18 protein-coding genes and 1 CRISPR repeat array are annotated in these 24,073 nt (G+C 44.4%); of the genes, 14 read left to right on the top strand and 4 right to left on the bottom strand.

Going from position 1 to position 24,073, the window contains the following annotated elements:
* Positions 1-4 precede the first annotated feature (4 nt).
* The 5 genes from AAA943_RS02435 (at position 5) to AAA943_RS02415 (ending at position 5,988) form a co-directional block, all read left to right on the top strand.
* The gene (locus tag AAA943_RS02435) at positions 5-247 is read left to right on the top strand and encodes a hypothetical protein (protein WP_338222654.1); all 243 of its coding nucleotides are present in this window, start codon (positions 5-7) and stop codon (positions 245-247) included.
* Positions 248-284: 37 nt separating this feature from the next.
* Positions 285-863, top strand: a complete 579-nt coding sequence (locus AAA943_RS02430; protein WP_338222653.1) for a transposase — start codon at positions 285-287, stop codon at positions 861-863.
* Between the two features lie 59 nt (positions 864-922).
* Positions 923-1,822, top strand: a complete 900-nt coding sequence (gene cas1 / locus AAA943_RS02425; protein ID WP_338222652.1) for a type II CRISPR-associated endonuclease Cas1 — start codon at positions 923-925, stop codon at positions 1,820-1,822.
* On the top strand, positions 1,812-2,159 hold the full coding sequence (cas2, locus tag AAA943_RS02420; protein ID WP_338222651.1) for a CRISPR-associated endonuclease Cas2: 348 nt from the start codon (positions 1,812-1,814) through the stop codon (positions 2,157-2,159). The genes cas1 and cas2 overlap by 11 nt, the downstream gene beginning before the upstream one ends.
* A gap of 144 nt (positions 2,160-2,303) precedes the next feature.
* Positions 2,304-4,247: direct repeats of the CRISPR family, unit length 46 nt; unit sequence GCTGTGATTCCTACAGGAAAGTACCATTTTGAAAGCAATTCACAAC.
* A gap of 121 nt (positions 4,248-4,368) precedes the next feature.
* Positions 4,369-5,988, top strand: coding sequence for a mechanosensitive ion channel family protein (locus tag AAA943_RS02415; protein ID WP_338222650.1), 1,620 nt, complete (start codon positions 4,369-4,371; stop codon positions 5,986-5,988).
* A 57-nt stretch (positions 5,989-6,045) separates the two neighbouring features.
* Here AAA943_RS02415 and AAA943_RS02410 read toward each other — a convergent pair whose 3' ends face one another.
* On the bottom strand, positions 6,046-6,747 hold the full coding sequence (locus AAA943_RS02410; RefSeq protein ID WP_338222649.1) for a DUF4397 domain-containing protein: 702 nt from the start codon (positions 6,745-6,747) through the stop codon (positions 6,046-6,048).
* A 204-nt stretch (positions 6,748-6,951) separates the two neighbouring features.
* Here AAA943_RS02410 and AAA943_RS02405 point away from each other — a divergent pair, with 204 nt between their 5' ends.
* The 4 genes from AAA943_RS02405 to AAA943_RS02390 all read left to right on the top strand — a co-directional run bounded on the left by AAA943_RS02405 (position 6,952) and on the right by AAA943_RS02390 (position 14,100).
* The gene (locus tag AAA943_RS02405; protein ID WP_338222648.1) at positions 6,952-8,412 is read left to right on the top strand and encodes a pyruvate kinase; all 1,461 of its coding nucleotides are present in this window, start codon (positions 6,952-6,954) and stop codon (positions 8,410-8,412) included.
* 156 nt (positions 8,413-8,568) lie between these two features.
* The gene (locus tag AAA943_RS02400) at positions 8,569-8,937 is read left to right on the top strand and encodes a nuclear transport factor 2 family protein (RefSeq protein ID WP_338222647.1); all 369 of its coding nucleotides are present in this window, start codon (positions 8,569-8,571) and stop codon (positions 8,935-8,937) included.
* A gap of 306 nt (positions 8,938-9,243) precedes the next feature.
* Positions 9,244-12,306, top strand: a complete 3,063-nt coding sequence (locus AAA943_RS02395) for a SusC/RagA family TonB-linked outer membrane protein (protein ID WP_338222646.1) — start codon at positions 9,244-9,246, stop codon at positions 12,304-12,306.
* 48 nt (positions 12,307-12,354) lie between these two features.
* A complete protein-coding gene (locus tag AAA943_RS02390) occupies positions 12,355-14,100 on the top strand; it encodes a RagB/SusD family nutrient uptake outer membrane protein (protein WP_338222645.1) in 1,746 nt (581 codons plus the stop codon).
* A 75-nt stretch (positions 14,101-14,175) separates the two neighbouring features.
* Here AAA943_RS02390 and AAA943_RS02385 read toward each other — a convergent pair whose 3' ends face one another.
* On the bottom strand, positions 14,176-16,014 hold the full coding sequence (locus tag AAA943_RS02385; protein WP_338222644.1) for a metallophosphoesterase: 1,839 nt from the start codon (positions 16,012-16,014) through the stop codon (positions 14,176-14,178).
* Complete coding sequence (locus tag AAA943_RS02380) at positions 16,011-17,063, bottom strand: phosphatidylinositol-specific phospholipase C1-like protein (RefSeq protein ID WP_338222643.1); 1,053 nt, start codon at positions 17,061-17,063, stop codon at positions 16,011-16,013. The genes AAA943_RS02385 and AAA943_RS02380 overlap by 4 nt, the downstream gene beginning before the upstream one ends.
* 179 nt (positions 17,064-17,242) lie before the next feature.
* On the opposite strand from AAA943_RS02380, the gene AAA943_RS02375 reads away from it, so the two are divergent.
* From AAA943_RS02375 to AAA943_RS02365, 3 genes are all read left to right on the top strand, one after another.
* Positions 17,243-19,048: an alkaline phosphatase gene (locus AAA943_RS02375; protein WP_338222642.1), complete on the top strand. Its 1,806-nt coding sequence runs from the start codon at positions 17,243-17,245 to the stop codon at positions 19,046-19,048.
* 538 nt (positions 19,049-19,586) lie between these two features.
* Positions 19,587-20,495 (top strand): hypothetical protein, encoded by a 909-nt coding sequence (locus AAA943_RS02370; protein ID WP_338222641.1) that lies wholly within the window; start codon positions 19,587-19,589, stop codon positions 20,493-20,495.
* A gap of 5 nt (positions 20,496-20,500) precedes the next feature.
* Positions 20,501-21,286 carry a hypothetical protein gene (locus AAA943_RS02365; RefSeq protein ID WP_338222640.1) on the top strand — a complete coding sequence of 262 codons (786 nt, stop codon included), beginning with the start codon at positions 20,501-20,503 and terminating at the stop codon, positions 21,284-21,286.
* A gap of 164 nt (positions 21,287-21,450) precedes the next feature.
* On the opposite strand, the gene AAA943_RS02360 is transcribed toward AAA943_RS02365, so the two are convergent.
* Positions 21,451-22,329 (bottom strand): M23 family metallopeptidase, encoded by an 879-nt coding sequence (locus AAA943_RS02360; protein ID WP_338222639.1) that lies wholly within the window; start codon positions 22,327-22,329, stop codon positions 21,451-21,453.
* Between the two features lie 237 nt (positions 22,330-22,566).
* Between AAA943_RS02360 and AAA943_RS02355 the strand changes: the two genes are divergently transcribed.
* Both AAA943_RS02355 and AAA943_RS02350 read left to right on the top strand, forming a co-directional pair.
* Positions 22,567-23,568: a radical SAM protein gene (locus AAA943_RS02355; RefSeq protein WP_338222638.1), complete on the top strand. Its 1,002-nt coding sequence runs from the start codon at positions 22,567-22,569 to the stop codon at positions 23,566-23,568.
* Between the two features lie 73 nt (positions 23,569-23,641).
* The gene (locus tag AAA943_RS02350; RefSeq protein ID WP_338222637.1) at positions 23,642-24,070 is read left to right on the top strand and encodes a heavy-metal-associated domain-containing protein; all 429 of its coding nucleotides are present in this window, start codon (positions 23,642-23,644) and stop codon (positions 24,068-24,070) included.
* Positions 24,071-24,073 lie beyond the last annotated feature (3 nt).

Below are 24,073 nucleotides of genomic sequence, written 5' to 3'. Positions count from 1 at the left end.
AGGGATGAAGCCAGGCCAATCCTACCATATCTACAATCACGCCAATGGGTCGGAGAATATTTTCCGGGAGGAGAAGAATTATCGCTTCTTCCTCGAGCACTATACAAAGCATTTGGATAAGGTGCTGGATACCTATGCTTACTGTCTGATGCCCAATCATTTTCATTTGATGGTTGGAGTGAAGGAGGAGCTTGAGCTCATGACAACTTTTCCAAAGTTCCAAAACTTTGGAAAAGTTTACCTCTGACTTGCCAAAATCAATAAGAACCAAAAAAGCTAAATAAATGGAACCCGGCCAATCCTACCATATCTACAATCACGCCAATGGGTCGGAGAATATTTTCCGGGAGGAGAAGAATTATCGCTTCTTCCTCGAGCACTATACAAAGCATTTGGATAAGGTGCTGGATACCTATGCTTACTGTCTGATGCCCAATCATTTTCATTTGATGGTAGGGGTGAAAGAAGAGACGTTGCTCAGGAAAACTTTTCCAAAGTTCCAAACTTTGGAAAAGTTAGTTTCCAAGCAGTTTTCTAATTTTTTCAGCGCCTATACCCAAGCTTTCAATAAAGCCTATCAAAGACGGGGAAGCCTGTTTATGAAGAATTTTAAGCGTTTACCCATTTTAGATGAACATCAATGGCAAGAAACCTTTTTGTATGTCCATCTAAACCCAGTCAAACATGGATTTACCGAAAAGCTCGAAAACTGGAAATGGTCGAGTTGGCATGGATACGAAAATCAAAACAAAACCTCAAAGCTAAATCGAATTTACTATTTGAACTTTTTCGATAGTTGGGACCATGTCAAAAAATTGACAGAAACCAAAAAACAATTTGTCATAAGTCAAAATGTGGAATGAGCCAACTTTTCCAAAGTTCTAAAACTTTGGAAAAGTTAATTCAAATCATCTTCTCCCGTATGATCAAACGAACCCTTTTTTTCGGAAATCCAGCTTACCTCAGCACCAAAAACGAGCAGCTTCTAATATCTTTTCCTGAGCCAGATAAATCCGATAGGACCGTTCCCATCGAAGATTTAGGGATGATCGTCCTAGAAAACCAACAAATAACCATTACCCAAGGGTTGATTGCCAAGCTGACTGATAAAAAGGTCGCTATTGTCACTTGCAACAGTCAGCATCTTCCAGAGGGCCTTCTTCTTCCTATGCATGGGCATTCCGAGCAGACCGAGCGGATCAGATACCAAATCCAAGCTTCCCAGCCCCTCAAAAAAAATCTTTGGCAACAGACTGTATCAGCAAAGATTCATAATCAAGCCGCACATCTTATTGAAAAAGGGAAAGATTCCCCAAGGCTACACTACTTGGCTAAAAATGTAAGTTCGGGTGACTCAGGAAACCATGAAGCACAAGCAGCAGCGATTTATTGGCAAAGCTTATTTGCTATTCCAGATTTCAATAGGGAGCAAGCTGGTATTCCACCCAATAATCTGTTGAACTATGGTTATGCCATTTTGAGGGCGGTGATTGCCCGAGCTTTAGTCTCTTCTGGAATGTTTCCGGGATTGGGGATTTGGCATAGGAACAAGTACAATGCCTACTGCTTAGCAGATGATATTATGGAGCCATACCGTCCCTATGTGGATTTGGTAGTCAGTCACTTGGTAGAAACTGAGGATGATATCTCTGAAATAACCACAGGGATGAAAAAGGAATTGTTGAGTATTCCGGCTTTGGATGTGCGGATCGATGGTCAAAAAAGCCCCTTGATGGTAGCCGCTAGCCGGACGACCAACTCCCTTTTTGAGTGCTTTGCCGGAATCAGCCGAAAGATCATCTATCCAGAATATGGAGGATAAATTTTATTCCAGACTTAACCAATACAGAAGCTTGTGGGTCTTAGTTTTTTTTGATTTGCCTACCGAAACCCGCAAGGAGCGGAAGATTGCTACCAAGTTTAGAAAGAACTTGTTGGATGATGGCTTTGCTATGTTTCAATTTTCGATCTACATGCGCTTCTGTGCCAGTCGGGAAAATGCTGATGTACATACCAAGCGGATAAGGAATATGCTACCGGAGAAAGGGAAAATCGGGATTATGCAGATCACCGATAAGCAATTTGGGATGATGGAGATTTTCTATGGGAAAAAGGTGGTGGAAAAAGAATCCCCTGCCCAGCAGTTGGAACTGTTTTGATGGCTGGTAAACTTTTCCAAAGTTTCAAACTTTGGAAAAGTTATTTCGCTTTGGACTCAGCGATATCGCTTTTTTGAAGCTTCGTTTTTTTAATTCTATTTGAACATATAAAAAACAGCATACCAGCCACTTAGCGTGGGGTATGCTGTGATTCCTACAGGAAAGTACCATTTTGAAAGCAATTCACAACGATCAGGATCCAAGCGTCCTCCGGTATCGGGCTGTGATTCCTACAGGAAAGTACCATTTTGAAAGCAATTCACAACCAGTAGCTGGAATGATTGTAATCTCCATATGCTGTGATTCCTACAGGAAAGTACCATTTTGAAAGCAATTCACAACTGTAAACGATGATTCCCTTGGAATGCTGTTGCTGTGATTCCTACAGGAAAGTACCATTTTGAAAGCAATTCACAACTGATTATTCCATGATCATTCAGCGAGAATTGCTGTGATTCCTACAGGAAAGTACCATTTTGAAAGCAATTCACAACCCCGTGTTGCGGGGGCATAAAAACCATTAAGCTGTGATTCCTACAGGAAAGTACCATTTTGAAAGCAATTCACAACAATTTTTGATCTGAATCCATTCTTTGGTACGCTGTGATTCCTACAGGAAAGTACCATTTTGAAAGCAATTCACAACTGAAAGCCTTCCTTCCACTTTTTGCCTTCTGCTGTGATTCCTACAGGAAAGTACCATTTTGAAAGCAATTCACAACACTATTCTGCATTGAAAAGAAAAGGGAAATGCTGTGATTCCTACAGGAAAGTACCATTTTGAAAGCAATTCACAACGATAGTCCTGATTCTTCATTACTTCCTTTGCTGTGATTCCTACAGGAAAGTACCATTTTGAAAGCAATTCACAACGCTGGCTGAGTTTCACTTTAAATTCGCCCGGCTGTGATTCCTACAGGAAAGTACCATTTTGAAAGCAATTCACAACAAATCACGTTTTTCATTTTAAATCTTCCTCGCTGTGATTCCTACAGGAAAGTACCATTTTGAAAGCAATTCACAACCCAGTAGTCCAAATTATTTCCTTACCGATTGCTGTGATTCCTACAGGAAAGTACCATTTTGAAAGCAATTCACAACAACCCTGTTGATAATTATGGGTTAAGGTATGCTGTGATTCCTACAGGAAAGTACCATTTTGAAAGCAATTCACAACTGAGTTTGGTTTGAAGTCGGGTGATTTCAGCTGTGATTCCTACAGGAAAGTACCATTTTGAAAGCAATTCACAACATGCTCAACCTCCAAAATTTGATAAAATAGGCTGTGATTCCTACAGGAAAGTACCATTTTGAAAGCAATTCACAACTGAGGTTTTCGGGAGTGCCGTCCAAGACCAGCTGTGATTCCTACAGGAAAGTACCATTTTGAAAGCAATTCACAACTGACAAGGTATTGCTCCATCAGGAACTTGCGCTGTGATTCCTACAGGAAAGTACCATTTTGAAAGCAATTCACAACTATTGGGTTTGTGTTATTGGATTAGGATTAGCTGTGATTCCTACAGGAAAGTACCATTTTGAAAGCAATTCACAACTGATTACAGAATACAAAGAGGATCACAAAAGCTGTGATTCCTACAGGAAAGTACCATTTTGAAAGCAATTCACAACAGCGTGACTTTTTCTTTTTGTTCCAAAATAGCTGTGATTCCTACAGGAAAGTACCATTTTGAAAGCAAATCACAACGAATACTTCAATCTTGTTGCAAAGGTTGATGCTGTGATTCCTACAGGAAAGTACCATTTTGAAAGCAATTCACAACTGAAATACAGCACATCTGGATCTTCTCCTCGCTGTGATTCCTACAGGAAAGTACCATTTTGAAAGCAATTCACAACCAGCGTGAGATCCCGGAGGGAATTGAGCTCGCTGTGATTCCTACAGGAAAGTACCATTTTGAAAGCAATTCACAACGAGGACGAGCATGGTATCCTGGAATCCTACGCTGTGATTCCTACAGGAAAGTACCATTTTGAAAGCAATTCACAACCCCAGACTAAGTGTAGCCTTCATAAAGTCAGCTGTGATTCCTACAGGAAAGTACCATTTTGAAAGCAATTCACCGTAGATCCCTACCTAATTGCCAATACCCCCTTTCCCTTCTTTATCAAAATTTTTTTCTCCCTTAAACTTACTTTCTTAAAAATCAAGATTTTTCACCTAAATTCCTTTGGACTAAGTCAGCCTATGAAAAACTTTTCCTTACCATCCTTTCCGATGGCTTTTTTTGCCCTATTACTTTGGCTCCTGTCTGCAGTTTTGGCCCATGCACAGGAAGCTGATCCATCCTCTCCTTCCCAGTTGGAGCAGCATGTCGGTTTTCCCGTTTTAGGGGCTTTCGAGGATACACTCTTTTCGGTTTATTCCCGACTGGGTTCGCTTACCGCAGAGGAAAGGGCCAGAAGAATCACCGAACGGATTCAAAAAATCTCAAGAAACGGAAAATATATCGCCGATTCCCTGAAAGTCGAGGAATTGGAGAAGGCCTACGACATCCTCTATGGGCATGATATCATCGGTACTGTATCCCCCGGAGATATCAGGGATGAGCAATACGATATTCACAGTTTGGCACTGGCAGTCAGGGAGGTGATCAATCAGGACATCCTCCGCTATCAGAAGGAGACCAGCATGGAGGCCTTGCTCAAGCGGATAGCCTTGGCTCTTTCGACCATTTTGGCTGCCGTACTGATCATCTTCTTGATTCAGAAAGCCACCAAACGCCTGATCAAATGGATTTATTCCAAAGGAAACGGGTTATTCAAGGATCTGAACTACAAAGGCTATACGTTTTTGAGCTGGGAGAAAGAAAGAAGTTTGGTTTTAAGGGCGATCAAAGTGCTGAGATGGGTTTTCATTTTGATTCTTCTCTACCTCTTGTTGCCTGTTTTGTTCAGCATTTTCCCCTTTTCTGAGGATTGGTCAGACGACATATTAAACTGGGTCCTGCACCCCATCCGAAGTGTCTTTGAGTCTACTCTGGACTATCTGCCCAACCTGTTCAGGATTCTGGTGATTCTGATATTCATGAAATACCTGATTCAGCTGGTCCGGTTTATTTTCCGTGAAATAGAACTGGAAAGACTTCAGGTGGCCGGATTCCATCCGGATTGGGCGATGCCCACCTACAATATCGCCCGCTTTCTGCTTTTGGCATTTACTTTGGTCCTGATTTTCCCCTACCTCCCCGGCTCGGATTCTCCGATTTTTAAAGGAGTCAGTGTTTTTATCGGAGTGATTTTCTCTTTGGGTTCCTCCTCCGCCATCACCAATATGATTGCCGGCTTGGTCATTACTTACATGAGGCCCTTCAAGATCGGTGATCGAATCAAAATAGCGGATGTTCAGGGAGATGTAATCGAGAAAACCCTCTTGGTGACCAGGATCAAAACCACTAAAAATGAGGTCATCACCATCCCCAATTCCTCTGTCTTGACCGGAAATACGACCAACTACTCTTTGCAGGCAGAAGGCCAGGGATTGATTCTCTATACTTCTATCACTCTGGGATATGATATTCCTTGGCGGAAAATCCACCAAACCCTGATCGAGGCTGCTTTGGCCACTGAATTCGTCGAAAAAGAACCCAAACCATTTGTGCTTCAGACCAGTTTGGATGACTTTTATGTTTCTTACCAGCTCAATGTGTATACCCAGCAGGCGAGTAGGCAAGCCCATATTTACTCCCTGCTTCACCAAAATATTCAGGATAGCTGTCAAAAAAACGGCATAGAAATCATGTCTCCGCACTACAGGGCCAACAGAGATGGCTCGGCCTCGACCATTCCCGGAGTAGAAGGAGATTAAAAAATCCCGAAGCCTACCCTAGGCTTCGGGAGATTCAGTCAAAAAAATGAGGCGTCTTTAGTAAGCGATATAGTTGGTGATCAGCTGAATATCCAGCTTTTTGGGGCCTGAAGCTTCACTGCTTAGCCCTCGGATCACGAGCGTGTAAACCCGGTTTCCTTTCAGATCCAAAGTACCTGAGGTAAGCAGTGTCTCGCCGGTTTGGGAAGAGCGGATTTTCAGCACGGTATTGCCCGGACTGAGTTCCAGATAATCAGATACCTCCTTGTAGGAAGCCTCTTCCAAGAGAGGAGTACTAGCCTCATTGGCCAAGAGATCCACAGACTCGGTGTCCGGAGACAAATGCACCAATCTCAATTGGGCTTGAGAAGCACTGGGTTCTTCCCAAATATCCTTGACCAAGAAAGCATCCAAATTGACCGTTTCGTTGATGATAAATAGAGAGTAGACCGAGTCTGCTTTCAGATCAACTTCCTTTTCGAGAAGAGAACTGGCAGAATTGACCGCCGCAAATCGGAAATCCCTCACTCCGGGAAAGAAAGGACTATAGCCCAATACTTGGGTAAACTCCATGGGGTCCCGGTTGACCCGGTTGGAATTGGCAAAAATGTCCATAGCTGGAGCATCTGGAGAGCCCTGATAGATGGACACATAGGCTGTGGGAGGGAGGGGGGTGTTTTCCAGGTTGTCGAAGCAGGAACTCATCAATAAGGTGCCGCCTAGCGCCAAAGCGGAAAGGATAGACTTTGCTACTCGCATAGTAAGTGGGTTTAGTTTCAAATATGCTCTCAGGACGAATGGAGGGGGTTTTTCGCTTCAGTCCAGGTGAAAAAAATCTACTCTAAGCGTGTAAATCCTTGAATGATAGCCCACTCGATGAAGAAAAAAAATACATCAAATGCAGGGCGATTGGCATAAATCTAACGGATAAATCAGAACTTGTAGGCAAACCTGCCATAACCTATGTCCTCCGAATTAGATGCTTTGCGTAGCGCTCTTGCTCAGATCGAAAATGAAATGAGAAACAGTCCCACCCGCTATGCTTCTTTGCTGAGCTCTCTCCATTCCAGTCAGCTGGAGTCAGCCAAAAACCTGCTCAATTACCTGATTTTGCGTAAGACAGATATTCAGCAGCTTCAGGCAAACTTGCATGAAGTAGGCTTGTCCTCATTAGCCAGTTGCGAAAGTCATGTCCTTCGGCAAATTCAGGTTACCTTGGCCCGGCTGGGCGTGTCATTTGCTCAATATGATCCCTGCACCTTGGAGTTTGGGGCGGAGCAGATCCGGAAAAATGCAGAACGGCTTTTTGGGCTGCATCATGCGGAGTGGCCATCTTCGGTCATGGTAACTTTTGACCGTTCCTTTTTGAATGAGAAAAAGTACATCGAAAAGCTGCTTCAAAATGGCATGGGGGTGGCCCGCATCAATTGTGCTCATGATGACCCGGATACATGGAAACAAATGGTGGAGGAGATCCATCGGACTTGCAAAAAAACAGGCCTGTCCTGTGCTCTCCATTTTGACTTGGCTGGTCCAAAAATCCGGACGGTTCTCCTTCGAAAAGGGAAGGATGCTGGAAAAGCGGAAATCAAGGTAGGCGGACGTGTATGGCTCAGTGATTCGGGGAAGGGGTTTTCTTCCAAAGACGTGGTGGTCAGTCCCAATGAAGCAGGCCTGCTGGAGCATTTGAAAGTAGGCGAGCGGATTTATTTTGATGATGGGCTAATCCGTGCCCGGGTGGATCGGATTTCCAAAAAAGGGGTGGCCCTGAAGGTAGAGCGGATTTCCTCCAAAAAACCCTTACTCAAAAATGAAAAAGGGATCAATTTTCCGGATTCTGTTCTGGCGATTTCATCCCTGACGGACTTTGATCGAAAATGTCTGGCCATGGTGGTAAAGCTGGCGGATACTGTGGGGTTTTCTTTCGTGAGAACTCCTGAAGATTTGGAAGACCTGAGAAAAGAATTGGCTAAACTGACAGCTACTCCACCTCCCGTAATACTGAAAATTGAGACTCGGGATGCGGTGGTTCAGCTTCCTGCTTTGCTTTTGGAAAGTATGAAAGAGCCCTGTTTTGGAGTCATGATTGCACGGGGAGATTTGGCGGTGGAGATTGGCTTTGAACGTTTGGTAGAAATTCAGGAGGAAATTTCCTGGATTTGCGAAGCAGGCCATGTGCCTGTGATCTGGGCAACTCAGGTATTGGAAAATCTGCATAAATCGGGAATTGCTTCCCGGGCAGAAATCACCGACGCAGGCCGGGCAGCCATGGCCGAATGCATCATGATCAATAAAGGAGAACATACCCTCGAGGTGCTAAAGACCCTCAAGGATATAGCCAAGCGGAGTCGGGCCCTTAAGGTGAAAAACAGGCTGATATTTAGGCCACTACGGATTGCGGAGAATTTTCTGGAGCAAAACTGAACCGATTTTCTGGGCTTTTTACTCATTTTTCACCTTTTATGGAATAAGATTCCAGCTTTTCCCTAAGTCATTTGACTTTTGAAAAAGGCTTTGTACCTTTTATGTTACGCGAAATCACCCTTTCGCCAACTCATCCTACCTAACACACCCACAGCTATGATTTCAGAATCAGAGTTGGTCGCGCTTTCTTTGGAAAAATTCAAAGTCTGGGAAAGCTTTGATCTCAATAAATTCGAACAGCTATTCGACGAAGAAGGGCTGCTGATCTGCTACAATGGAAAGCCGGAATCCAAGGCTGAACTACTTAGGGAATTTGCCAATCCCAAACGAAAGCTGGAAGGGTTTTCCCTCAGCAGACCTATAGTGCGAATATTTGGGACTACTGCAGTCGTCCATACGGACGGAGAACTGAAAGTGGAGAAATTCGGGAAAAAAGAAACCCTATCCATGAATTTCCTGGATGTTTGGGTGCAGCGGGAGACCGGTTGGAAATTGGTCTCGGCCCATTTCAATCAGATCAACTGATTGTTAAAATGAGATTATTTTTATATCAGGTTCCTCTAGGCAGGGAAGGTCTTGACTTTTACCCAGACTGGGTTTGATTAATCCAAGGTCAATAAGTCTGTTTGGATTCCTCTCGGTTTTCAACTGATTTTTCAATCGGTTTTGGCTAACAATTTCCTAACTCAATCATTAATTTTTTTTAAAAATAGATGAGCTTTTTGTAAAAAATCAATGAAGTAACTTCATGATCTAATGATTTTCAATTCCGGTTCAAGGAAATGAGGTGTACTAACTTCGCGGTGTAATCCAACCTTAAACCTATTGAAAATGAGGAACTATACAAATTATGGAAAGGTCCGTTTCCTTCAAATCGGGCTAGTTGTCTGTGTGCTTTTTTTGTTTGGAGGAGGACAAGGGCTGATCGCCAGACCTTTCAGCTCTACCTATCCAACGGATCTGGCTTGGGAAGTGATTACCGGAAAGGTAATCGATGAGACAGGGGCTCCTCTACCCGGAGCCGCCATCTTGGTCAAAGGAACCACAACAGGGACCATCACGGATCTGGATGGAAATTTTTCTCTGGATGTAGCTTCTGATGCGGTTTTGGTCATTTCTTACCTTGGCTATACTCCACAGGAGGTAGCCGTGGGAGCTCAGGCCGTGTTGACGATCCGTCTGGAGCCGGAAAGCTCTCAGCTGAATGAGATCGTCGTGGTAGGCTACGGGACACAGAAGCGTTCCGATGTGACCGGAGCTATCGGATCCCTGAAAAATGAAGATTTCAACCGGGGAGTCATCACCAATCCGGTAGACCTTCTGCAAGGCAAAGTGGCCGGGGTAAATATCACCTCTGTCAGTGGGGAACCCGGAGCCAATCAGAATGTGATCATCCGGGGAATTGGGAGCTTGAGGTCAGGAACCCAGCCGCTGTATGTTTTGGATGGCTTCCTTTTGGACAATTCTGACACCGGAATCGCTTCCAATCCACTCAATTTTTTAAATCCCAATGATATCGAAAGCATCGATGTCCTGAAAGATGCCAGTGCCACCGCTTTGTATGGCTCCAGGGCTTCCAATGGGGTCATTGTAATTACGACCAAAAAGGGTAAATCAGGAACCTCTCAGGTCAACCTTTCCGCTTCCACCGCTTGGTCTTCCATGGCCAGCACGATCGATGTCTTTGGTGCAGATGAATTCAGACGTAGAGTAGTTGAGGTAGGGGGAAACCTGGAAGATTTTGGAGGAAATACCAATTGGCAAGAGGAACTGACTCAAGTAGGCTTTTCTCAGGACTACAGCTTGTCCATGAGCGGGGCTAATACGGAGCGATTTTCTTATTTCGCCTCTTTGGGCTATCAGGACCAAGAAGGCATCCTGAAAAACAGCAACCTAAGGAGGTATTCAGGAAAGCTGAACATGAATCAGAAGGCGTTTGAGGGAAGATTGATTGTAGACTACAATCTGACCGCTTCCTACACCGAGAATCTGCGCCCGGCAATTGGCTCCATTGCCAGTGATATGCTTTACCTGAATCCTACGATTCCGGCTTATACCAACGGCGAGCCTACCCTGCTCAATACCAACGCGCTCAATCCCTTGAAAAGAAATGAGCTGTACAGTGACGATGCGGCAAATAACCGCATTTTGGGAACCATTTCTCCTTCTTTTGAGATCATCGATGGGCTGACCTACAAGCTCAATCTCGGGGTGGACTATTCCAATACGGCCCGATATATCCAATACAAGCCTTTCACGGAAGTGGTCAACGAGTCCAATGTATCCGACGGAACCTTGGATGAGTTGATTTCTTCCAATACGAACAGTTTGATAGAGAATACCCTGACCTACAACTGGAACAATTACAAGCACAATTTCACCGTGTTGGTCGGTCATTCTTACCAGACCTTCCTCGATGAATTCAGAGCTACTTCTTCCCGAGGTTTTGCCGCCAACAACATTGAGCCGAGGTATCAGGACCACAATAGCACGAGTGAATTTCCAACTACGGTCAATGCCTCAGCGGTGAGAAATGAATTGCAGTCCTTTTTCGGCCGACTCAATTATATCTACGATGAAAAGTATCTATTCACTGCCACGTTCCGGGCCGACGGATCTTCCAAATTCGGGCAAAACAACCGATATGGGTACTTTCCCTCCTTTGCCTTGGGCTGGAATCTGAGCAAGGAAGGTTTTATGGCCACTTCCGTGTTCAACAATTTGAAGTTGAGAACCAGCTGGGGACAAACCGGGAATCAGGAAATCCCATCCAAAATCACCAAAGCCAGTTTCTCCGAAGATCGATTGGCTACCGGTTCGGGCAGTTTGAATACTTATCCAATTGACACGGACGGGAACTCCCTTGATGATTACCCCTATGGGATTGTTTTCACCCGTTTGGCTAATCCTGACCTTCAGTGGGAGGTTTCTACTCAGTTTGATGTAGGGTTTGACTTTGCTTTTCTGGATTACCGATTGACCGGTACTTTGGATTACTTCAACAAGGTTTCTTCCAACATCTTGTTGGAAGTAGTACCGGCAGACCCGGTGCAGCCTACCTCTACTTTCTGGGACAATATTGACAACATGAAAATTGTCAATCAGGGAATAGAACTTGCGCTAAACTACAACAGCAATCCACAGAAGACCTTTACTTATTCCATAGGAGGGAACGTCACCTTTATCCAAAATGAAGTTCGGGATTCTCCCTACTCCGTACTGACTACGGGTGCAGCGCAAGGTGCAGGTCAAACAGGGGCTACCATCAACGGCTACATCAACAATCAGCCCATCGGCGCATTTTACATGCTGCAGTTTGACGGGATTGGAGAGGATGGCCTGAACCGGTTCGTAGACGTGAATGGAGACGGTGAAATTCTCGACAATGACCGGGTAGTAGTAGGAAGTGCGATCCCCAATACGATCTACGGGATCAACACCTCCATGCGGTATGGAAACTTTGACTTGGTCCTGAACTTTAACGGAAGTGCAGGAAACAAAATCTACAATCATACCACGATGTCCCTGTTTACGAAAGCCCAGCTTTCCCGCTCCAACAACACCACCGATTTCGCAGTCCAGTTTCCCGAAGAATCCATCAACAACTCCAATACCGTCTCTACCCGATTCTTGGAAAACGGGGCCTTTTTCAGGCTGAATAATGCCTCTTTGGGATATACTCTCAACCCGGAACGATTGGGTATAGGCAATACCTTCCAGAATATCCGACTCTCCCTTACCGGTCAAAACCTGTTTGTCATCACAGATTATACTGGCTATGACCCGGAGGTCAATACGGGGTCTACTTCAGGAGGGATTCAAACCTTTGGGATTGACCGATTCACCTATCCTAGAGCAAGGACTTTCATGCTCAACCTGAATATGACCTTTTAAGGCAAAAAGGGATCAAGACAAGTATTCAAACATTTAATTATCAGAAAAATGAAGACCTTAATCAGTAAAAAAATAATACCCGTGATCTTGTTTTTTGTCACATTTCTGAGTTGTACTACTTTGGAAGAAGAGATTCTCGACGAATCCCTTACCGGTACAGGTCAGGCGGAGATCGTGAGCGGTTCTATTGCGCCGGTATACGGAATGCTTCGGCAGGTATGGTTGCATACGACCAATTTTGGATTGCAGGAAGTGGCCTCAGACGAGGGCATTCTCCCATATCGGGGAGGCACAGATTGGTTTGACGGTGGAAAATTCATTGCCGTACATCAGCACTTAATGACTCCGGGCAATAGTTTGGTTGGAGATTCCTGGACCTTCATCACCTTGGGCTTGTCACGTGCAGTAGCTGCAAAGGAGCAGTTAAGCTTGGAGGTGGAAAATGGCAATACTGCTGCTCAAAACCCCCTGTATGAGATGGTAGCCATCAAAGCTTACCTCAACATGCTGGCTTTGGACAATTGGGGTTTAGTCTTCAGAAAAGACCGCTCGGATCAACAATCGGAAATCCTCAGAGGGCAAGAGGCTGTCGATTACCTGGAAGCAGAACTGCTTTCTGTAGTCAATGTGATCAGCGGAACCAATGGTCCTGGCCGAATGAACAAATATGCGGTGGAAGGGCTTTTGGCTCGCTTGTATCTCAATGCAGCCGTGTACCGGGATCCCTACGGAACGCCAAATTTTAGAACCGAAGATCTCGACAAAGTAATCGAATACACTTCCAATATCATCAATGGTCCTTTTTCTTTGTCTCCGGAATATTTTGCCATCTTCAACGACGACAATGACACCAATCCGGAAGTCATCTTCTCCCTAGATCAGCGGGGTGTTTTGCAGACTGAGCATAGCCGTTGGCAATATTGGTCTATCTCCGGTGATCAGATCCCGAGACCGGAATTTCCGAATACCCGAGGCACGGATGCAGTGGCTGCGACTCCGGACTTTATCCAATCTTGGTATGACGCTTATGGAGATGTGGATCCAGCTGATGCCGATGCCCGCTTTTTTCAGGAAAACACCATCATTCCTGAGAATCTGAGAGACCTCACTGGAGTAAACCCAACCAATGATTCCGATCATTTCTATTGTGTAGACGCTTTGGACTTTGAAATGGACCGTGGAATTCTCAGAGGGATCATTTGGGGGCCAAGGAAAGACGAAAGCGGAAACATCCTCCTTTGTGGAGATGGCAAAGTCAGAATCTATCCGGTAATCAACCGCAGAAGCTCAGGAGCAAACATCCGATACGTTGACCACAACTTTCAGGTGGACTTTACCAATGAAGGCAGTCTTCACAATACCGGACACCGCTTTTCAAAATATCAGTTTAGCCGAACAGCACCCAACTGTTGCAGCAACAGCAGTGTGGACATCGTTCTGCTCAGATTGGGTGAAATCTATCTGATGCGTGCCGAAGCCAAACTGCGTAAAGGGGACAATGCCGGTGCTTTGAGTGATGTGAATGCTCTCCGAACTTCCAGAAATGCCAGGCCTGCACAGACCCCTGCAGCACTCAATTCCATCGATTTGGATATTCTGTTCAGAGAGTCTGGATTTGAACTGTACTGGGAAGGCTTGAGAAGAGTCTATCAAATCCGCTTTGGAAAATACGAAGACAGCTGGACGGAAAAAACAGATCGCGATCCCAACAAGCGCCTGTTTCCTATCCCTCAGCGAGCCATCGACGGAGCTTCCAATATTGAGGGATTCTTGGTTCAGAACCCAGGTTATTAATTTCTTATAGGTTGTAAATCCTAAAAAGCCGAACGGATTCCGTTCGGCTTTTTTCCTATCCTGAAAAGATAACAATTAATTGAGTGATCCGGATCTTCGGATACTCAAATCCTGCAGATCAAGAAAGAAATCATCCGAGGGTAAACCTGTACTCAATCCTCCCAGAATCCTTAAAAAAGAAGAAAATTGCCCATTTAGGGAAGAGTCCAAGGAGGAAAGCCTTCGATTGGGCAGCTGGAGGTAGAGTTCTGCCCTCTCCTGCGGGATTTGCCCCATTCCCAAGTCTCCTCCGTTTTTGATGAGGTAAAAATCCTCCAGCAGAAACCCTTTTTGCTTTGCTTTCTGATTTTCATCATACATTTTATCCAGCAAGGCTTCTCTTTTTTCCACAGGAGTATTCAGCCAGGTTTTCACTTGCTGAAGGCTGATTCCCTGAAGAAGATTTTTCAATCGCTCAGGCCAATCCGATTCTGAAAACCTGAGCCGGATTAACTCCTGCAAATGCATTTGGGTGTATTCGAGGTAATTTTCCGCATCCAGGATTTTCAGGTTCCAGGTTTTGGAGCTCGCCTTTTGATTAAGCCATTGATGCTCCATCCGATAAAGATCGAAGAACTCGTCAAATCGGTCTGCGTGCTGAATGAGATGAGTTTGAATGTGCATAGTAGATGAATCTAGAAGGTGAAATGTCTTGTAGGCAGGAGGGAAGGCTGCCAGAGAAGGTACTTGGATATTGATCAATACCGTGGAGTCAGCCTGAGCTAGTTTTCCGGTGTCGTTGATGTGCATATGACCGGCAAAATGAACCCGTATGCCGGCTTCGGCATACAGCTTGGAAACATCCGGAAGCGGGACCCGAGCCAGCTGCAACTTTCCGGCACCAAAAAGCAGGGCCATTTCTGCCGATCGGTCCTGGTGAAAATCTGCCAAGGGATAGTGGCTGAAAGAAATCAATGTTTTTCCTCTTGCTTTGGCTTCCTGACTCACTTTTCGGATCCAGTTCAGCTGGTGCTCTTTGCTGGCTACAGCAACATTGAACCCGAGGGAAGACCCTCTCCAGGCTGAAGAATCCATCCTTTCTGTAGGCCCCGAATAAGTGTATACATTGGCGTCTATCGCCAAAAGCCATAATCCGGGAATTGGTTCTACCAAGTAGCTGGCATCTGGAAGCAGGAAACCGGATAGGGGATCGGCAAAGAGGCGATGATCCATTCCGGCCTTTTCCCGGATAGGTTCATACGAATAGCCTTCATAATCCCAGTCCAAAAATGGGTGAGTCCAGAAAATGTCTTCCGGATCTTGACTAAACCCGAAGGATTGAAGTGGATCAATGAGCTCAAAATACCCCCAATTGGCTAAGGGTGGACTGATCGCTGCACTCGAATCAGATACAAGGGAAGGATCGCTGAATACCGCCTGATTTTGGCCTTTTTCGCCCAGAAAGTCTCTTTTCCCATCTGGTCCTCCATAGGGATATACGGGGTCGTGATTCCCAGTAGTCAGGAAAAAACGCATCCCATACCTTTGGTTGTATTCCTTTAAAATCCGGCTCAAAGCCAAGACGTTCATGGGTTGGCCGTCATCGGTAAAATCACCCGGAAGGACCACCCATTGAATTCTCTTTCTCCTGAGATCCTCCAAGGCGCTGAGGAGTGCAAAATAATTTTCGTTGAAAAGACGGGTGGAATTCAGTTGGCTTTCCATCGTCCTAATCGTGGCCATTTGACCGGTTTTCTGGTTTAGGACGCCTTTAAATTCCTGGGATTCAAAGTCTCCGTAGACATCTTGCAAGTGGATATCTGCCAGAAAAGCCACCTTCACATCCGTCACAGACTGGGCAAGAGTCCAAGAGGATGGGCAGGAGACCAAGATGCCTGCTTTCATCAAGGCTGCAAACAGTCGGGGATACTTCACTTTTTAATCAAGACTGGGTTGGGCCTTTGGTACGATTGATTTTCAAACTTTACCGAATAGTCCGATTCGAAAAATCCGGAGGGCAAGTAATAATCCGTCGAAATCACTTGAGCACCTGAAGCTTTTGCCTTTTCAAACTGACTGTAATCTCCTGTCCGAGCCTGTTTGGTATCCGAGTCGGCCCGGGTTCTGATCAGATATCCTTTTTGGACCAGTTCTTGGATGTATTCTTCCTGAGTGACGGGGTTGTTGATGATGCGGAAGCCAGCCTCGGGATTGCCTTCCTTGAGATTGACAAAAAGAGCTGCATTTTCCAGCTTGGGTTTGGCTTGGAGATAGCGCCGGATCTTTTCTTCGCTTTCGTCCAGGACAAAAAGAAATTTACCTCTCACTTCATCTATTTCCGGCCAGTTTCCGGCCAGTACCGCCTCTTCGAGACTGGCATATTTTCCCCGAACTTGATCAGGCGTGATTAATTTGTCCAATCCGAGGTGGGTTTTGACCTCTAAATCAATGCTGTCCAAGGCAGCTGAGGAAAAGGGCAGAGGAGCGATGGTCATCGGAACTTGTCCGTCTTTGGCGTTGATCAAAACAAATACAGGATGGTGGTCCGGATGGGCTTCACTCCAGGATTTGAGTTCCAATAGGGCGTTTTTGAAAAGAAGATGATGAGACATAAAATCCAAATCCTGTACATGAAACAGCTTTAGACCGGGTTTTTCCAGGTCTTTGTTGGGATCGTAAATGGTCCCCTCTGGCAGCATAGCCAAGCCTTTGGGCCGAGCATAGCGGCCACCTTCAGGATCATGAAATACGTCCAACTCCAGATTTCTCAATCCCAAGTCCAACTGATCAGAGAGCGGGATATGGGCATATTCCAGACTTTGGGCTGCCCCCGGGTTCACCTTGCTGAGGTAGTCCAAAATCGGGCGGGGCATATCACTTTTGTAGCTGTTGTGACTTCCGATTACTTGGGTTTCGTTCAGTTTTTGGGCTGTTGCCGAAAGCGAAAACCAAAAAATCACCAGGCAGAGGGAAATGTGTTTCATTTTTTGAGTTAGAATACCGAACCACCAATATCCATGATTTAGGCGGAAAGGGATTTACCCTTCTATCAAGTTTTTGTTACCAAAGGGAAAGACTTGAAACCATTTTTATCCTTTTGTTAAGGTTGAGTATTTCTGCCCTTAGCTTTCTGGATTTAAGGATCGGGGACTTAATTTTAGCTATGAAAAAAATCCTTTTGCCATTTTTCTTCCTTCTGACTTTTACTCAGGCAGGACTTCTTGCTCAGCAAACCTTCAGACTTCACTCCCACAATGATTACCTCCAAAAAGTACCTTTTTGGGAAGCTTTTGGAGCAGGTGCTGCCTCCATCGAAGTAGATGTAATGCTGCAAGAGGGAAGTTTGGTGGTTGCCCATGAAAAAGAAAGCATTCAGCCCGAAAGGACGCTTCGATCTTTATATTTAGACCCGATCCAAAGGGCGGTGGAATTAGGAATGATTGACGAGTTTGGCTTTCATCTTTTGGTGGATTGCAAAACGGAAGCCTATGCTACCTTGGAGCAGGTAATAAAGGAGGTCTCCCCTTATTCTCCCCTGCTTTTCTCGTCTCAAAACCCAGCAGGTCTCCGGCTGATTGTTTCAGGCAATAGACCCAAGCCGGAGGATTACGACAAATATCCCGAATGGATATTTTTTGACTATCAAAGCAAAAACCTCTCTCCGGATCTGCCTTGGGAGAAAATAGGAATGGTGAGCCTTAGTTTTCGTCAGTTTTCGGTTTGGAATGGCAAAGGGAGACTGGTCGAGAAGGATCGGAAGGGCTTGGAAGACTTTATTTCTTTGGTTCACAGCTTTGGAAAGCCGGTGCGTTTTTGGGGGTCTCCGGATAGCAAGACGGCCTGGAGAGCTTTTCAAGATTTGGGGGTGGATTTTATCAATACGGACCAACCCAAAGCTGCTCAGGAATATTTGGCCTCCTTGAATCAGAGGGTCTATGCAACTGATTCGATTTATTCGGTCTATAACCCCAGCTTTGCGTCGGACGGATTGGATGCGCCTATACGAAACATCATTTTGCTGATCGGGGACGGCAATGGACTGGCCCAGATTTCCGCTGCACTTTTTGCCAATGGAGGAAACCTGAATCTGGCACAAATCAAAAATATGGGGCTGATCAAAACTCAGGCTGCGGATGATTTTACCACCGATTCTGCGGCAGGGGCCACAGCTTTTGCCACTGGGCAAAAAACCAATAATCGGGCTTTGGGAGTTGGTCCTGATGGAGAGCGATTGAGAAATTTGCCTGAAATATTGGCTGAAAGGGGCTTTTCCGCAGGAATCATCACCACGGATCAAATTACCGGGGCCACTCCGGCAGCGTTCTATGCCCACCATCCGGAGCGGGATGATACCGATCAGATTGCTGCTTTTTTGCCGAAAAGCGCCTTGAGTCTGGTAATTGGTGGAGGGAAAAATACTTTTTCTCCTTTACAATCAGAGTTGGTCAAGGAAGGGTTTATACTGGTCGATCAGCTCGAAGGATTGGGTGAAATGGGGGCTGATCGAATTGCCTATTTTTCTTCTCCGGGTTCTAATCCAAGCATGGAAAAAGGCCGGGGGGATTTTCTTACCCAAAGTGCCGTGGAAGCTCTTCAGTTTTTTGGCCAAAAGAAAACTCCCTTTTTCCTGGTGATCGAGTCGGCCATGATCGATTCAGGAGGCCATTCCAATAGTACTTCCACGATCGTGACAGAAATGCTGGATTTTGATCGGCTGATCGGGGAGATGATGCGCTTTGCGGATCAGAATCCCGGTACCTTACTTCTGATTACTGCTGATCACGAGACAGGAGGAGTATCCATTCCGCAAGGAAATGTGGAAAAAGGAGAGGTGGAATTAGGATTTCACAGCGATGATCATACCGGGATTTTGGTGCCGATTTTTGCTTATGGACCGCATTCGGGTCTTTTTAGAGGGATTTATGAAAATATCCACGTGGCTCATAAACTAATTGAGCTGGCCAAATAGTTCTACTACTCAAATTGGTTTTTCTTTTAGTTCATTTGCGTATTCAGATGGGAGGGGCATTGCTAGTCAATTCAAACCAATCATTCCTTCTTTAAAAAACGGAGGGCATAAACATGAAAGATGGATTAAAAACTTTGATCTTTTTCTTTAGGTAAATGCGAATTATGAGAAAATCAAATTTGATTTTTCAGATTATAAAATTCTAATGTATCAAAAATCAATGTGTAACCGAGTAGGTATTTATGTTTTCTGAAAGAATGTTAAAGTTTTCAAACTAAAATAAAAAAGATAAGATTTAAGTTTCGGCCTATTGGATATGTGAATTTCGGCAATTACCTTCACTTAAACTTTTAAACAAAATTTTATGAAAAAATCTTTGATTCATTCCTACTTCGGAATGGCTTTAATTGCAATTTTAATTGGGGGGGGGGTGTCAAGAGGCCTCCGATGGATTTGATTTAAATGCAATCGAACCGGAGGTGATCAAACTGAAGGATGGCATTTTGCATTTTCCAAATGATCAAATCTTGAAAATTTTATGCTAGGGGTAAAGGATTATCCTTTTGAAGGCGACGAATCCTTTGTAAGCTTATTTTCCTTGGCAGAAGGGAATAGAGGATCGAATCTCAGGGTTTCAGAGGAAGAACAGTCAGCATTGGCTGATTTTTTGGATACTCCTCTTTTGAAAATGCTGGATCAGGACGGGCTTGTAGCTATTGGAGAATATTTTATCGTCTTGGATTTTGTGGACAGAAAGGCCGCCGTGACCAAGGATGAAAGTAAAGTATTTCTGCTGAGGAGTAATGCCTATGAGGATGAAAGTATTCAAGTGTATTCCTTTGATGACGAACTGCTAAGCATCCTGTTTGACGATAACCAAGCTACAGGCCACTGGGAAGATTCCGCAAATTCTCTTTTCCATTCTAACCTGAGAATACAAGAGTGTGCGACGGGTACTCCAAAACCAGGATTGAATTTGCCTTACAGACCTGAAACTATTAACCCCAATCCATCAGTTGATAGACAAGAAGAATGGAGTCGCGATGAGGTTATTGGAAATCGCCAATACAGAATACGAGCAAAACATGCGTATCAAGCAGCCGCTGTTTACTTTAGGCTGAAATCTGAACTGGAGCATTACGATAGATTAAATGATGCGTCCAGTGCCTTTGGGCCGCTCGAGGATCCTTTTGCTTCGATATCTTATTGGGGAAGTTTCACACCTAAAAACCGATCTACCGTTACACTTGATGCATGCTATTCGGATTGTCAGGGATGCGGGCCTCAGCCGGCTAATACCCAAAAAGTACAAAAGATTCATCATGAAGCAGGTCGAAGACTGACTCAAGTTAATCTGAATATGATTTTCAGAGGCCGAATTGGTGGGGCACAGGCGGGCAACAATGCTATACCTTTTGAATTTAGATTGACTCCCATTATTCGCTAGCATCAATGAAAAGAAAACTAGCCACTATTATTTTCATTTTTACCCTGCTTAGCACTTACACTCAAGGTCAAGAAAGCAAGTGGTCTCTTGGAATTCAGGCAGGTAGAACCCAGTTATCCGGATATACTCGAATTTCCTATGAGCAAATTCCTGAATTTGAAGCCCAAGGAATGGGGGGGGTGAATATTCAAGTTTATGGACGATTCAATTTCTACAAAAGAGTATCCCTATTTGCCATAGGAGGGATTAATAATCTTGTTTCCGGAATGAGATTTCAGGGACAACGGGGCAATAACTTTGGAACCAGCGGGGTGACCCCTCAATTCTTTGTGGGCTTGGATTACGAAATCCCTTTTGGAAATTCAGGTTTTGGAATTATTTCTAAACTAGCTTTTGGGATAACTGGAAGTAATGCATGGGAAAAAAATAGAGAAAGATATCAAATGGATGAGAATGGATTTCCAATTATTGGCTATTCAACTATTAGAGATGAGATCACTGGAAATGTAGAGGATCGTTCCATCTATATTAGAGATGTTGAGGTTTTCGCCTCTGAATATCAATTCATTCATCACATCCGCCCAGAATTGAGCATATATAAAAAGTATAATCGCCACCAATTTTCTGTTTCGGCTGTCTTTGCCCTAGCACCAGATAGAGACTTTTATACTGAAAGTTATTATCATTTGGAGTTTAAAGGAGGAAGGCATACAGCGAATCATCATTTTGGAGGACATTATACCGCCTTGCTTTTTGGATATGAGTTTAGATTGGGAGGTAAGAAGAGGTAGGTAAATTAGATAACCAACTTGTTTGGTATAAGTCCGTAATTTGACTATTATAATCAGTTTTTGCTCTATCTTTTCATTAAAAAGACTGCATTGGGTATGAGATGCAGTCTTTTTTAGTATTAAGCTTTTGGAAGGTTAAAAAAATAAAACTTAGAGTAAGCCAATTATTTTCCAGAATACTTTTTCAGTTCTTTTTTATCCAGTTCCTTGATAATCAGTTCCTCAGGATGGGAGGAGGTTAATTGACTTGCTATGGATTCAGTAGATACTTCCTCTCCTCCAGCAAAAATATTCACCGGAAAATTGATCCACATCACTCCTTGGGTTTGTATTTCCCATCTACTTTGGATCATTTTCACATGATGTTTTTGGGAAGAGGTCTGAACAGAAGAGATTCCAATTACCTGGCCTGGAATGACTATTTCTCCTACTTCTACGGAAGCAGAGGACTTCTGAAGTCCTGAAAGTCGGGTGAACGTACCGTCTTGGTGGTAGATTTCGATGTAGTTTTCTTTGGAAAAATCATCAAGTCCAGCTTCCCCTTCTTCTTGGTTCATCTGGACCTCTGAAATGATTCCTTTTTTCGGGGCGCAGACTTTGGTCTCGGAGTGAAAGTAAATTCCAACTCCTGTGTAGGGAGTAGTTTTAGAAGACTGATTATTTACCGAAAGAGGCCTCATGTCCACTACAGTCCCTTCTTCCACAGGTAGCAGGTAAGGCCCCAAGGAGAGGACTTTATTCTGAAAATCGCCTTTGTATAATTTCGTGTTGTAGTTGAAGGAGGTATTTACATTTCCGTATATGGACAGCAACTTGACGAGAATGCTTTTTCCTGGCTTTGCAACCTTGAATAGGAGCTCTCCCTCCGGAGATTCCAAGTTTTCCAGTTTGTTGAATCGAATTTCGATCGTGTAGGGAATTGCTTCTTTATTGAAGGACATCAGGGTCAGATTTCTTTCCTGATCTTGTTCGGCTACGATCTGAACCTGGGAAAAGAGCAGGTTTGAAGTAAAAAATAAGACTAGGGTAGGAAGGAATTTCATGAAGGTCAATTGGAATTAAATAGGCTGATTGTTTTGAATTTTTGAAAATATAAAAATTGAATTAAAAGTTAGTTTTAAATGATTGATTTTATAAACAAAGCCATTTCCCTTCCTTTGCTCAATGAGCCTTTCTTGAAAAGTGGGCTAACAATCCTCTGAATTTGAAGTAATTTCTGAATTTTCCTTCCACTCAATCCAAATCCCCTTTCCACTTCGTACCTCCTTCCAAATTCGGAAATGATGCAGGAAAGATCGGTAAACCATCACAAAACAGCGAGAAAACAAGCTTTTGAATCGGGCAAAGCAGGGCTGTCCATGAATCACTTGGCGGATTTTATTACCAAGCACCCACTCCCTGCCCCACAGTCCATTGCCAAGCTCCAACTTTTTCTGGGTAAGGTCTGCAATCATTCCTGCACCTTTTGTCCTCATGATGCCCAGCCCCAAAGTGCGGATTTTATGCGCTACGATGTGGTACATCAAGTGGCGGCACTGATCGAAAGGGAAAACTTTGAGGAAGTGATCTTCAAAGGCGGAGCCCCTGAGCTGACTCCTTATTTCCGATGGCTGGTCAGACAAATCAGAGAAAGGAGTCCACAAACCCGACTGGTCCTCCATACGCACATCACCTCCATGAAAAACCCCGGATTCCGGAGCTCTTTGCCCAATTTTTTAAAGGAAAATGAGGTTAGCCTGGTCGTCCATGTGCCGACCTTGGATGGGGACGAGATGGATTTACTCCGTGGACCGGGTTCTTACAAAACGTTTCAGTCTGTCACTAGATATTTCAATCGGCTGGGATATGGCACCCATGCTTCACTCCACCTGGATTTGATTTGGAATCATAGAAAACATCCCGGAACCGAATCTTCCAAAGAATTCATGGATTCCTGGGCCACCAAGATGGGATTGGTCTTTAGCTCATTTGATGAGAAAATGTATGCCCCGGTAGGGAGACAACAATCCTGCTTAGTGCAAGAGGGGCAGGAATTGGAGCATCTTCAAGAGTTGTTCTCCCATGCCGGGCATCATTCTCATTCCAATCTGCCTTGCCAGGAATCTTTGACGGTAGATTGGGAGGGGAATGTGTTCAATTGCGAAAACCACCTGTCGGTAAAAGACGGAAGAATCCAATACCGACTCTTTCACTTAACAGATTGGAGCAGAGAAACATTGAATCAGGTGCGGATTCAGCCTGCGCTGCATTGTCTGAGCTGCATGGCTTGTTTTAAAAATTAATTCAAAAATTTTCAAAGTTCCCTCAATCCAGATTCAGCTGTTGCCTCGTATGTCCAAAAAAAATGTATCAGCCATGATCAAAAAAATTATTCTAACAGCAGGTTCAATTGTTTTGGTGCTCCTGGTGGTATTGGGAGTACACATCTATCAGGTGACGGGAAAAGGGATGTCCGATGGGCCCAATTGGTCCATGGGGAAAATTGAAGTGAGTCCCGATCTGGATTCTACACGAGTGGAGGCGGTTCAGGAAGAGTATCTCCAAAGGCCTTACATCCGGGCTTTTCGAATCAACAGGGAGCAAGGTCATTTTATTTTGCTCTACGATCGCAAGCAGGTGAGCGGGGATGAGTTGGCAGGGGAGCTGGGAGAAAAGCTCCAAGTTTCCGCCAGTCTATACCGTCCCAGTGCAGAGGAATTGGCCAGTAGCTGTCCGGCCATTCCCAAGGATAGTTTCACCTATCAGTTAGGAAGTCTATTTCAATCCATATTTACTAAACTTTAACAA

It is taken from the genome of Algoriphagus confluentis (genome assembly GCF_036245625.1).
GTDB classification, from domain to species: Bacteria; Bacteroidota; Bacteroidia; order Cytophagales; family Cyclobacteriaceae; genus Algoriphagus; species Algoriphagus confluentis.
Note: the sequence above shows the minus strand (reverse complement) of the source record. Positions and strands in the feature narration are given on the sequence as shown.

What these genes read in the sequence shown, in the direction of transcription:
- AAA943_RS02360 (WP_338222639.1), bottom strand. Translation starts at nt 22,329, where the DNA reads ATGAAATTCCTTCCTACCCTAGTCTTATTTTTTACTTCAAACCTGCTC.
- cas2 (WP_338222651.1), top strand. Translation starts at nt 1,812, where the DNA reads ATGGAGGATAAATTTTATTCCAGACTTAACCAATACAGAAGCTTGTGG.
- AAA943_RS02355 (WP_338222638.1), top strand. Translation starts at nt 22,567, where the DNA reads ATGATGCAGGAAAGATCGGTAAACCATCACAAAACAGCGAGAAAACAA.
- AAA943_RS02350 (WP_338222637.1), top strand. Translation starts at nt 23,642, where the DNA reads ATGATCAAAAAAATTATTCTAACAGCAGGTTCAATTGTTTTGGTGCTC.
- AAA943_RS02435 (WP_338222654.1), top strand. Translation starts at nt 5, where the DNA reads ATGAAGCCAGGCCAATCCTACCATATCTACAATCACGCCAATGGGTCG.
- AAA943_RS02390 (WP_338222645.1), top strand. Translation starts at nt 12,355, where the DNA reads ATGAAGACCTTAATCAGTAAAAAAATAATACCCGTGATCTTGTTTTTT.
- AAA943_RS02405 (WP_338222648.1), top strand. Translation starts at nt 6,952, where the DNA reads ATGTCCTCCGAATTAGATGCTTTGCGTAGCGCTCTTGCTCAGATCGAA.
- AAA943_RS02375 (WP_338222642.1), top strand. Translation starts at nt 17,243, where the DNA reads ATGAAAAAAATCCTTTTGCCATTTTTCTTCCTTCTGACTTTTACTCAG.
- AAA943_RS02430 (WP_338222653.1), top strand. Translation starts at nt 285, where the DNA reads ATGGAACCCGGCCAATCCTACCATATCTACAATCACGCCAATGGGTCG.
- AAA943_RS02410 (WP_338222649.1), bottom strand. Translation starts at nt 6,747, where the DNA reads ATGCGAGTAGCAAAGTCTATCCTTTCCGCTTTGGCGCTAGGCGGCACC.
- AAA943_RS02370 (WP_338222641.1), top strand. Translation starts at nt 19,587, where the DNA reads ATGCTAGGGGTAAAGGATTATCCTTTTGAAGGCGACGAATCCTTTGTA.
- AAA943_RS02365 (WP_338222640.1), top strand. Translation starts at nt 20,501, where the DNA reads ATGAAAAGAAAACTAGCCACTATTATTTTCATTTTTACCCTGCTTAGC.
- cas1 (WP_338222652.1), top strand. Translation starts at nt 923, where the DNA reads ATGATCAAACGAACCCTTTTTTTCGGAAATCCAGCTTACCTCAGCACC.
- AAA943_RS02395 (WP_338222646.1), top strand. Translation starts at nt 9,244, where the DNA reads ATGAGGAACTATACAAATTATGGAAAGGTCCGTTTCCTTCAAATCGGG.
- AAA943_RS02380 (WP_338222643.1), bottom strand. Translation starts at nt 17,063, where the DNA reads ATGAAACACATTTCCCTCTGCCTGGTGATTTTTTGGTTTTCGCTTTCG.
- AAA943_RS02400 (WP_338222647.1), top strand. Translation starts at nt 8,569, where the DNA reads ATGATTTCAGAATCAGAGTTGGTCGCGCTTTCTTTGGAAAAATTCAAA.
- AAA943_RS02415 (WP_338222650.1), top strand. Translation starts at nt 4,369, where the DNA reads ATGAAAAACTTTTCCTTACCATCCTTTCCGATGGCTTTTTTTGCCCTA.